Raw genomic sequence first — 10,888 nt, forward strand, 5'->3', positions numbered from 1 at the left:
GGACGCGTATGCGGATGCGGATGGATCAGTAGAACCAGCGCGCCGGCACCATGACCAGCTGCGGGAACGCGACCATCAGGAACATCGCGACGAACTGCGCAATCATGAAGGGCACGACGCCCTTGGTGACCTCGTCCATCGAGATCTTGCCGGCACCGGCCACCGCGTTCAGCACGGTGCCCACCGGCGGGGTGATCAGGCCGATCGCGTTGTTGATGATGAACAGCACGCCAAAGTAGACCGGATCGATGCCGGCGGCCTTCACGACCGGCATCAGCACGGGGGTCAGCAGCAGGATGGTCGGGGTCATGTCCAGCGCGGTGCCCACGACCATCGTCAGCACCATGATGGCCAGCATCAGCAGGCGCGGGCTGTCCAGCATCGGCTGCAGCAGCTCGACGATCTGGCCCGGCAGGTTGGCCACGGTGATCAGCCAGGCCGACACCATCGCGGCGGCCACGAGGAACATCACGACCGCGCTGGTCTTGGCCGCCGAGATGAACAGCGGCACCAGCTTCTTCACGGTCAGCTCGCGGTAGATCACGGTCGACACGAACAGCGAGTAGACGGCGGCGACGACGGCCGCCTCGGTCGGCGTGAAGATGCCGAACTTCAGGCCGAACACGATGATCAGCGGCAGCACCAGGGCCCAGGCCGCCAGGCGCAGGGCATGCGCGACCTCGACGGCGGTCTTGCGCGGCGGCGGCGTGATCTGTTCCTTGCGGCACAGCCACCACCAGGTCGCCACCAGCGACAGCGCCAGCCACACGCCCGGGAAGATGCCGGCCATGAACAGCTTGGTGATGGACACGCCACCGGCCACGCCGAAGACGACGAAGCCGATCGACGGCGGAATGATCGGGGCGATGATCCCGCCCGATGCGATCAGGCCGGCCGAGCGGGCCTTGTCATGGCCGGCCTGCACCATCATCGGCAGCAGCAGGGCCGTCAGCGCGGCGGCATCGGCCACGGCCGAACCCGACAGCGAGGCCATGATCACGGCCGCCACGATGGTCACGTAGCCCAGGCCGCCCTTGATGTGGCCGACCAGCGCCATCGCGAAGTTCACGATCCGGCGCGACAGGCCTCCGGCGTTCATGATCTCGCCGGCCAGCATGAAGAAGGGCACGGCCAGCAGCGGGAAGCTGTTGGCACCTTCGAGCAGGTTCTGCGCCAGGATCTGGGCATCGAAGTTGCCCAGGTGGACCATCAGCGCCACGCCGCACAGCAGCAGCGCGAAGGCGATGGGGACGCCCAGGGCCATCGCGGCCATCAGGGAGCCCAGGAAGACGATCACGGTCATGTTCTTGCCTCGTTGTCGGGGTGCGGGTCAGGCGCTCAGCGGCCAGCGGCGGGCGCGTCGGGCTCGCCGTGCGGCGCCTCTTCCGACTCCTGGATCAGCATCAGGTGGTCATCGTCGATTTGACCGGTCAGCAGCCGGACGAGGTCCATGACCAGGATCGGCGCACCGAGCACTGCGAAGGCCATGCCGCTGGCGTAGAACCAGCCCATCGAGGCCTCCATGACGGGGCTCTCGGAGTCGACGTTGATCTTGAACTGGTCGAGGCTGCCCTTGAACAGCAGCCACAGCACGTAGAGCATCAGCACCAGCGACAGGCCCATGCAGATGCGCTTGCCGGTCGGACCGAGCTTGCCGACCAGCATGTCGGTGCCGAGGTGGGCGTTCTCGCGCAGCGCGATCACCGCGCCGAGGAAGGTCAGCCAGACGAACAGCCAGCGCGACAGTTCCTCCGACAACGTGAAGCCCGAGTTGAAGCCGTAGCGCATCACCACGTTGCCGAACACCAGCACCACCATCACCGCCATCGCGGCGGCGATCAGGTAGCCGATCAGTCGGCAATAGCCGGCGATCACCTTGTCAATCATCGTTGTCTCCTCGTTGAGATGGGTCGGCGCTCAAGGCGGCGTCGTCGGGGAATCGGGTTCGCGTCTGCGTCGTGTCTGCTGCGCGTCGATGGGAGAACTCTAGGCGTCACCCCAAGCGTCGGCCAGCGGAGAAATCCGCCCGCGATCGATCACCGATCGCTCGGTATCATGGAACGATCACATTAGTGGTTATCCCTAGATCAACCCGGGAAGCTGCATGACCCTGGAACGCCTGCCCGTCGACCGTTCGCTGCTCATCGAAGGCCTCGGCAAGGGCCTGCGCGTGATCGAGGCCTTCAGCGACGACTGGCCGCGCATGACGGCCACCGAATGCGGCGAGCGCACCGGCATGACCCGCACCGCCGCGCGCCGCTACCTGATGAGCCTGGTGCACTACGGCTATGCCGACACCGACGGCAAGCACTACTGGCTGATGCCCAGCGTGCTGCGGCTGGGGCAGAGCTATCTGGAGGCGGCGCGGCTGCCGCGGCTGGTCCAGCCCTTCCTGCAGCGCCTGTCGATGCACACCGGCGAGACCGCCAACTTCAGCGTGCTCGACGGCCACGAGGTCGTCTACCTGGTGCGCAGCAATTCGCCCCGGGTGGTGTCGATCGGCTTCCAGGTCGGCGCGCGCATGCCGGCGCATGCGGTCTCGCCAGGCACCGCCGTGCTGTCGACCTGGAGCCCGGAGGCGCTGGAGGCCTGGCTGTCGGCGCACGACTTCCTGAAGTTCAACGCCAGCACCGTGGCCGATGCCGATCGACTGCGCGAGCGGGTCGAGCGGGCCCGGGCGCAAGGCTGGATCCGCATCGAGCAGCAGGTCGACGTGGGCCTGGGCGGACTCGCGGTGCCGCTGCAGGACCGCAAGGGCCGCTGCGTCGGCGCGCTGAGCATCACCTTCCAGGCCCAGACCTTTCCCGAGGACACCTGCCTGCAGCGTCTGCTGCCACCGCTGCAGGAAGCCGCGCAGCAGCTGCGGCCGATCGTCTGAAACTCCGAATTCCCACCGCGCGCCCGTTCGCGTTTTCAGCATGAGCCACGAACCAACCACCCAAACCCTGCCCGACTGGGACCTCTACCGCGCGCTGCGCGAGCAATGGACCCACGAGGACAACCTGGTCAATCACCGACTGATGTGGCTGATCCTGTCCGAGGGCTTGTTGTTCACCGCCTACGGCACGCTGACCACCGCAAAACTGCACTGGCTGGTCTTCGGGTTTCCGCTGTTCGGCATGGCGGTCGCCGGGGTGATCGGCGTCAGCATTTACGCGGCGCTCGATGCGACCGACGAGATCCAGCACGAATACGAACGCGCCGGCCTGATGCGACTGTGCAGCCTGACGCCCAGCAAGAGCGTCGGCAATCGCGGCCGCTGGGCACCACGGGCCCTGCCCTTCGTGTTCGGCGCCCTCTGGGTGCTGGCCATGGCCGGGGCTTTCGGAAGCTGACGTTCGAGTAAGGGTGAAAAGGTTCACCCAAACAGAAAGGGCCCCGACTCGCGTCGGGGCCCTTGCACTGATTCAGGGTTCGATCAGGCGGTCGGGATCAGGAAATCCTCGATCTTCGCGCCGCCTTCGAGCGCTGCCGTCAGCCACTTCGGCTTCAGGCCACGACCGCTCCAGGTCTCGCCGGTGCTCGGGTGACGGTACTTGGCAGCCACCGTCTTGCCGGTGCGGCCGTCGGTGCCCTTGGCCTTGTTCGGGCCGCGGGTGCGGCGGCCTTCGGCGGCGGCGATGTCCGAAACGGTCAGGCCGTGCTGGGCCATCAGTTCCCGAACCTTGTCGATCGCGCCTTGGCGTTCGGCGTTCTGGAGTTCCTTCAGCGCCTGTTCCAGCGCGGCCTGCTGGGCGGCCAGCGCTTCGCGTTGCTTGATCAGTTCAGAAATGCTCGACATGGCATCCATCCTTCGAATATCAGGGAAGCTAGACCACCACGACGCGGTGGGATTCGGGTACCGCCATCAGTCTGTTGATCAGTCCGCGGCGAAAACTGCTGGAGCGGAGTATAGCGATACCTCAGGACAATGAAACCCGGTCGCGCAACTTTAATCTGGGTGGAACAACACCCGATCCTGAACAGGATCGCATCGAGTTGAACTTGCAGTTCCGGCTGACCGGTCGTGACGAATCGCGCCGGCGCCACGGCCGATCCTTGGCACTTTCCTTCAGGCTTTCGCGGGACTTTCCCCTTGACGGTGCATGGAGCGCATCGTCATTCCCCAGAGCGAATCCCGGCAGGCGGTCGGGTGGATGACAGGACGGCTGCGGGGCGGGTGATGCAACGGTTCTGACAACCCGTCGCCCCGACATTTGTTCACACCTGCAGCGGCCCGCGCCAAGGCGATCCGGCAAGGCCACGGACATACTGCATCCATGCCACGACGCCTTGCCCCGATCACCACTGCCGCACTGGCCACCAGCGCGCTGACCCTCACCCTGCTGACCGCCTGCGCCGCGACGACCGCCGAGACCGCCGAACCGCCGACCCCGGCGGCCGCGCCAGACGAGGCGCCACGCGCCATGCAGGCGCGGCCGGCGGTGCCCGTCACGGTCGCGAAGGAATGCAGCCTGAGCCCGGCCCAGCGCGCCACCCAGCAGGCCATGCTCGACGAGATCAACTACGCGCGGACCCAGCCGGCGCGTTATGCCGCGCTGGTCGAGGCCAACTACGCCGGCCTGGGCGAGGACCGCATCTACCTGCGCGACGGCGTGCGCATCCGCATGACCGAAGGCCTGGGCGCCGTGCGCGAGGCCGTCACCTTCCTGAAGCGGGCCCAGCCGGTGCCGCCGATGCGGGCCTTCGGCTGCCTGTCGGCCGCCGCCCAGGGCCACGTCAAGGACCAGGGCCCGCGCGGGGCCATCGGCCATGCCGGCAGCGACGGCAGTGACCCGGGCAAGCGCGCCACCAAGGCGGTCGGCCGCAAGGTCGCCTGCGGCGAGAACATCAGCTACGGCCCGGAGAACGCCCGCGAGCACGTGGTCGGCCTGCTGGTCGATGACGGCGTGCCCGGCCGCGGTCACCGCGAGAACATCTTCCTGGCCGAATACCGCACCTTCGGCGCCGCCGTCGGACCGCACAAGGTCTATCGCCAGATGGCAGTCCACATGATGTGCCTGGACGACATCCGCGACGAGGCGCCGCCGGCCTCGCGCTGAGCCCGTCTCACGCCGGGGCGGCGTCGCCCTTGACCGACGAGTGGCAGGCCGCGTAGAGCGCGCCCTCGTCCAGCACGAACTGCCGGAACGCCGCGTTGACGCCGCCGAGCTGCGTGTCGCGGCGCTGCACGAAGCACCAGTCGATGTGCTTGGGCATGCCCCGCACGTCCAGCAGCGCCATGCGGCCGGCCTCCAGTTCGACCTGGAAGGTGTGGGCCGACAGGAAGCTGATGCCCATGCCGCACATCACCGCCTGCTTGATGGTCTCGTTGCCGGCCAGCTCCAGCCCGGCGCGGACCTGGATCGACTGCTGCTGCAACAGGTGTTCGAGGAACTGCCGTGTCGCCGAGCCGGCCTCGCGGAAGATGAAGTGCTCGTCGCGCAGGTCGGCCCAGTCGAGGTCGCGACGCCCGACCAGCGGATGCGACGGGTGCGCCACGATGCAGTGCGGATGGCGCGCGAAGCTGGTCGCCTCCAGGTCCGCTTCCGACGGCGGATAGCCGCTGATCGCCAGGTCGAGCCGGTGCTCGTTGAGCATCGCCAGCACCTCGCTGCGCTTGGCCACGGTCAGCTTCAGGCGCACGTCCGGATGGCGCTGGTGGAAGGCATGCATCAGGCGCGGCGCGAAGTAGTGGGCGGTCGAAACGACGCCCAGGTGCAGCAGCCCGCGAAAGCCGCGCGTGGCCCCGCCGGGCTCGTCGGGCGAACCGCGCAGGGCGTCCAGCGCCTCGTCGGCCGCGCGCGCCTGCGCCAGCAGGATGCGCGCGTGCTGCAGCAGCGCCTGGCCGGCGGCGGTCAGGCGCTGGCGTTGCGGGCGCTCGAACAGCGTGGTGTCGAGATCGGTCTCGAGCTGGCGGATCTGCATCGACACCGCCGGCTGGCTCATGCCCAGCAGCTCGGCCGCGCGCGAGAAGCTGCCGCTGGCGACGACGGTCTCGAACAGGTGCAGGTGGCGCAGGTTGAAGTGGGTCGTCATCGGTCGATCGGGTGCGTTGCGGCAGGCAAGGGTCGATCACCGCTGCCGGGCCGGATGCTGCGGCGCGTCATCCGGCCCGGCGCGCACGACTTTCCGGGGACTTTCCCGGATCCGAAGCGAGCTTCCCGAGGGCCAGATGCGGGCCGCTGGCGGTGCTGCGGGGCGAGCGGCGGAGATCGGCCTTCATCATAAGCACAGCCTGATTCGATCCATCAAGCTTCATCAATTGCTCTTGAAGACTCGCGTCACTAACCTGCCGGCCAACGACATCGCGAACCTCACGACACGAAGCCCGAGATCACGCCCATGACCACCACCGCTCCCTTCCCCCGCTGGGACGACGCCCGCGCCGCCACGCTCGACGAGCCCGGCCTGCTGCTGTACCGCTCCAACCTGCTCGGCTCGGACCTGCGCATCACCAACTACGGCGGCGGCAACACGTCGGCCAAGATCTGGCAGAAGGATCCGCTGACCGGCGAGCGCGTCGAGGTGCTGTGGGTCAAGGGCAGCGGCGGCGACGTCGGCTCGATGAAGCTCGACGGGTTCTCGACCCTCTACTTGGACAAGCTGCGCGCGCTCAAGGGCCTGTACCGCGGCCGCGAGCATGAGGACGAGATGGTCGGCTACCTGCCGCACTGCACCTTCAACCTCAACAGCCGCGCCGCGTCGATCGACACGCCGCTGCACTCGTCGCTGCCCTACGCCCACGTCGACCACATGCACCCGGACGCGGTCATCGCGATCGCGGCGATGGCGAACTCCGAGGCCATCACGCAGCAGGTCTTCGAAGGCACCGTCGGCTGGCTGCCGTGGCTGCGCCCGGGCTACGAGCTGGGTCAGCAGCTGGCCGCCCATGACGCCGCCCACCCGGGCCTGCGCGGCATCGTGCTGGGCGGCCACGGCCTGTTCAGCTGGGGCGACACGGCCAAGGCCTGCTACGAGAACACGGTCGACCTGATCGAGCGGGCCCAGTCGTGGCTGGCCAGCGAACGGGCCCGCCGCAACGTGCAGGTCTTCGGCGGCACCGCCTTCAGCGCCCTGCCCGAGGCCGAACGCGACACCACACTCGCCCGCGTGCTGCCGGTGCTGCGTGGCTTGAGCGCCGAAGGCGGCTCCAAGCTGCTGCACCTGAACACGTCGCCCGAGGTGCTCGAGTTCGTCAACTCGAAGGACCTGGCGCCGCTGGCCGCGCTCGGCACGTCCTGCCCGGACCATTTCCTGCGCACCAAAATCCGCCCGCTGGTGGTGCCCGAGTCGGTCTACAGCCTCGATGGCGCCGAGCTGAAATCGAGGCTGGGGGAACTGCTCTCGGCCTACCGCGCCGACTACGCGGCCTACTACGAACGCTGCAAGCGGCCGACCAGCCCGGCGCTGCGCGACCCGAATCCGGTCGTGATCCTGCTGCCGCGCATCGGCATGGTGACGATCGCCAAGGACAAGGCCACCGCCCGCATCGCCGGCGAGTTCTACGTCAACGCGATCAACGTGATGCGCGAGGCCAACGCGGTCGACCGCTACGTCGGCCTGCCCGAACAGGAAGCCTTCGACATCGAGTACTGGCTGCTCGAGGAGGCCAAGCTGCAGCGCATGCCCAAGCCGAAGCCGATGGTCGGCAAGGTCGCGCTGGTGACCGGCGGGGCCGGCGGCATCGGCCAGGCCATCGCCCGGCGCATCCTGGCCGATGGCGGCTGCGTGGTGCTGGCCGACATCGACCAGGAAGCGCTCGACAGCGTCGGCGCGGACCTCGCCAAGACCTACGGCCGCGACCATGTGCGCGGCGTGCGCTGCGACGTGACGGACGAGGCCAGCGTCATCGCCGCCTTCGGCCGCGCGGCGATCGAATACGGCGGCGTCGACATCCTGGTGAGCAACGCCGGCATCGCCTCGGCCGCGCCGATCGAGGACACCACGCTGGCGCTGTGGATGCGCAACCAGAGCATCCTGGCCACCGGCTATTTCCTCGTCGGCCGCGAAGCCTTCAAGCAGATGAAGGCGCAGGGCACCGGCGGCAGCATCGTGATGATCGCCAGCAAGAACGGCATGGTCGCCAGCGCCCAGGCCACCGCCTACTGCGCGGCCAAGGCCGCCGAGATCCAGCTCAGTCGCAGCTTCGCGCTGGAAGGCGCGCCGCTGGGCATCCGCAGCAACGTGGTCAACCCCGATGCCGTGATCCGCGGCTCGAAGATCTGGACGGGCAAGTGGAGCGAGGAACGCGCCGCCGCCAACAAGATCGACGAGCAGGACCTCGAAGCCTTCTACCGCGACCGCTCGATGCTCAAGCGCAGCGTCTTCCCCGAGGACATCGCCGAGGCCACCTACTTCTTCGCCGCCGAACACCTGAGCGCGAAGTCCACCGGAAACATCCTCAACGTCGACGCCGGCAACCTCGCCGCCTTCACCCGTTGAGCCTGGAGCAAGCCATGAACCTGATCGACCGCAGCGTCATCGACGCCCACAACGCCCGCCTGCAACGCGACCTCGACAGCGACTACGCCCATCTCGGCGAGCAGCTGGCGCGGCGTGGCATCGACATCGAGACGGTGCGCGCGCAGGTCGCCGCCTTCGGCGTGGCCATCCCGAGTTGGGGCGTCGGCACCGGTGGCACCCGCTTCGCGCGTTTCCCCGGCCAGGGCGAGCCGCGCCACGTGTTCGACAAGCTGCAGGACTGCGGCGTGATCCAGCAGCTGGCGCGCGCCACGCCGACCGTGTCGCTGCACATCCCCTGGGACAAGTGCTCGGACTGGAACGAGCTGCGCCAGACGGCCACGTCCTGCGGCCTCGCGTTCGACGCGATGAACTCCAACACCTTCTCGGACCAGAAGGGCCAGGCCCACAGCTACAAGTACGGCAGCCTGTCGCACACCGATGCGGCCACCCGCGCCCAGGCGGTCGCCCACAACCTCGAATGCATCGAGATCGGCCAGAAGCTCGGCTCCAAGGCGCTGACCGTGTGGGTCGGCGACGGCAGCAACTTCCCCGGCCAGCAGCACTTCCGCCGCGCCTTCGACCGCTACCTCGACAGCACCGCGCAGATCTACGCCGGCCTGCCGTCGGACTGGCGCATGTTCCTGGAACACAAGATCGCCGAGCCGGCCTTCTACAGCACCGTGATCCAGGACTGGGGCAGCAGCTTCCTGGCCGCCAGCGCGCTGGGGCCGAAGGCGCAGTGCCTCGTCGACCTCGGCCACCACGCGCCGAACGTCAACATCGAGCTGATCGTGGCCCGGCTGATCGCGGCGGGCAAGCTCGCGGGCTTCCACTTCAACGACAGCAAGTACGGCGACGACGACCTCGACGCTGGCAGCGTCTCGCCCTATCGCCTGTTCCTGGTCTTTAACGAGCTGGTCGCCGCCGCCCACGAGGGCGTGCCGTTCGAGCCGGCCTACATGCTCGACCAGAGCCACAACGTGACCGACCCGATCGAGAGCCTGATGACGAGTGCCGTGCAGGTGCTGCGCACCTATGCGCAGGCCCTGCTGGTCGACCGCCATGCGCTCGATGCGGCCCAGGACGGCAACGACGCGATGACCGCGACCCACCTGCTCAAGGCCGGCTTCCAGACCGACGTGACGCCGATCCTGCAGCGCGTGCGCCTGGATGCCGGCGGCGCGATCGACCCGGTCGGCGCCTACCGCGCCAGCGGCTACCGCCAGCGCGTCGGCGCCGAACGCCCTGCCGCCATCGGCGGTGGCGGCGGCATCGTCTGAGCCCCACGCACCTTCAAGTTCTTCAACGCGTTTTCACCCCCCGCCGCACCCCCGCGGCATCACAACCTGCTCGAGGAGACACCCGAGATGACCACCCGCTACAAGCTGATTGCCGCCGCCGCCCTGTCGGTCTGCCTGACCACGCCGGCGCTGGCTGCCGACAAGATCGCCCTGGTCGTGAAGGCCATGGGCATCGGCTTCTTCGACGCGACCCACCAGGGCGCGCTGGAAGCCGCCAAGGAACTGGGCGATGTCGAGATCATCTACACCGGCCCGGCCAAGGCCACGGCCGAAGGCCAGATCGAGATCATCAACTCGCTGATCGCGCAGAACGTCAAGGCCATCGTGATCTCGGCCAATGACCCGGACGCACTGGTGCCCGTGACCAAGAAGGCCATGCAGCGTGGCATCAAGGTCATCTCGTTCGACTCGGGCATCCGCAAGGACGGCCGCCTGCTGCACCTGGCACCGTCGAACAACGCGCTGATCGGCGAGAAGCTGGTCAAGATGTCCGAGCAGGTCGTCGGCAAGACCGGCGAGATCGCCGTGCTGTCGGCCACCGCGCAGGCGACCAACCAGAACACCTGGATCGCCGAGATGAAGAAGGTCCTGGCCCAGCCCGCCTACAGCGGCCTGAAGCTGGTCAGCGTCGTCTACGGCGACGACCAGACCGACAAGAGCTACCGCGAGGCGCTCGGCCTGTTCAAGAGCTACCCGAACCTGAAGGCGATCGTGGCCCCGACGACGGTGGGCATCGCCGCCGCCGGCAAGGCCGTGACCGACGAGAAGAAGACCGGCCAGATCTACGTGACCGGCCTGGGCCTGCCTTCGGAGATGGCCGGCCACGTCAAGAGCGGCGCGGTCAAGTCCTTCGCGATCTGGAACCCGATCGACCTGGGCTACTCGTCCATCCACCTGGCCCACGCGCTGGTCAAGGGCGCCAAGGCGGCCCCCGGCGAGAAGCTGAAGATGGGCCGCGTCGGCACCGCCACGCTGGACAAGGACAACGAGGCCGCGATGGCCGAGCCTTTCACCTACGACGCGTCCAACGTCGAGCAGTTCGCCAAGATCTTCTGAACGAGTTGATCTGAATGCCCGGCCGGCACGCGGCCGGGCCCCTGCATGAAGTCCACGACGGCCCGCATCCCTGCGGGCCGTTGTCC

The 10,888-nt window shown here is 68.0% G+C and carries 10 protein-coding genes; 6 read left to right on the plus strand and 4 right to left on the minus strand.

Features of this window, described 5'->3' with window-relative positions:
• Positions 1–25: 25 nt before the first annotated feature.
• Both ACWA7K_RS09785 and ACWA7K_RS09790 read right to left on the minus strand, forming a co-directional pair.
• Entirely contained in the window at positions 26–1,303 is a 1,278-nt protein-coding gene (locus tag ACWA7K_RS09785) for a TRAP transporter large permease subunit (RefSeq protein ID WP_456168020.1), read from the minus strand.
• A 35-nt stretch (positions 1,304–1,338) separates the two neighbouring features.
• Positions 1,339–1,887, minus strand: a complete 549-nt coding sequence (locus ACWA7K_RS09790) for a TRAP transporter small permease (RefSeq protein WP_456168022.1) — start codon at positions 1,885–1,887, stop codon at positions 1,339–1,341.
• Positions 1,888–2,104: 217 nt separating this feature from the next.
• Here ACWA7K_RS09790 and ACWA7K_RS09795 point away from each other — a divergent pair, with 217 nt between their 5' ends.
• Entirely contained in the window at positions 2,105–2,878 is a 774-nt protein-coding gene (locus ACWA7K_RS09795; RefSeq protein WP_456168024.1) for an IclR family transcriptional regulator domain-containing protein, read from the plus strand.
• A 40-nt stretch (positions 2,879–2,918) separates the two neighbouring features.
• Positions 2,919–3,335 (plus strand): hypothetical protein, encoded by a 417-nt coding sequence (locus ACWA7K_RS09800; protein WP_456168026.1) that lies wholly within the window; start codon positions 2,919–2,921, stop codon positions 3,333–3,335.
• 83 nt (positions 3,336–3,418) lie between these two features.
• Here ACWA7K_RS09800 and ACWA7K_RS09805 read toward each other — a convergent pair whose 3' ends face one another.
• Entirely contained in the window at positions 3,419–3,781 is a 363-nt protein-coding gene (locus ACWA7K_RS09805) for an H-NS histone family protein (protein WP_456168028.1), read from the minus strand.
• A gap of 478 nt (positions 3,782–4,259) precedes the next feature.
• Here ACWA7K_RS09805 and ACWA7K_RS09810 point away from each other — a divergent pair, with 478 nt between their 5' ends.
• Positions 4,260–5,042 carry a CAP domain-containing protein gene (locus ACWA7K_RS09810; protein ID WP_456168030.1) on the plus strand — a complete coding sequence of 261 codons (783 nt, stop codon included), beginning with the start codon at positions 4,260–4,262 and terminating at the stop codon, positions 5,040–5,042.
• Between the two features lie 7 nt (positions 5,043–5,049).
• On the opposite strand, the gene ACWA7K_RS09815 is transcribed toward ACWA7K_RS09810, so the two are convergent.
• Positions 5,050–6,018: a LysR family transcriptional regulator gene (locus ACWA7K_RS09815; protein ID WP_456168032.1), complete on the minus strand. Its 969-nt coding sequence runs from the start codon at positions 6,016–6,018 to the stop codon at positions 5,050–5,052.
• 306 nt (positions 6,019–6,324) lie between these two features.
• On the opposite strand from ACWA7K_RS09815, the gene ACWA7K_RS09820 reads away from it, so the two are divergent.
• The 3 genes from ACWA7K_RS09820 (at position 6,325) to rhaS (ending at position 10,802) form a co-directional block, all read left to right on the plus strand.
• Positions 6,325–8,424: a bifunctional rhamnulose-1-phosphate aldolase/short-chain dehydrogenase gene (locus ACWA7K_RS09820; protein ID WP_456168033.1), complete on the plus strand. Its 2,100-nt coding sequence runs from the start codon at positions 6,325–6,327 to the stop codon at positions 8,422–8,424.
• Positions 8,425–8,438: 14 nt separating this feature from the next.
• A complete protein-coding gene (gene rhaI, locus ACWA7K_RS09825) occupies positions 8,439–9,725 on the plus strand; it encodes an L-rhamnose catabolism isomerase (protein ID WP_456168034.1) in 1,287 nt (428 codons plus the stop codon).
• Positions 9,726–9,812: 87 nt separating this feature from the next.
• Complete coding sequence (rhaS, locus tag ACWA7K_RS09830; RefSeq protein WP_456168036.1) at positions 9,813–10,802, plus strand: rhamnose ABC transporter substrate-binding protein; 990 nt, start codon at positions 9,813–9,815, stop codon at positions 10,800–10,802.
• Positions 10,803–10,888 lie beyond the last annotated feature (86 nt).

Source organism: Leptothrix mechoopdaensis (SeqCode) (assembly GCF_053893855.1).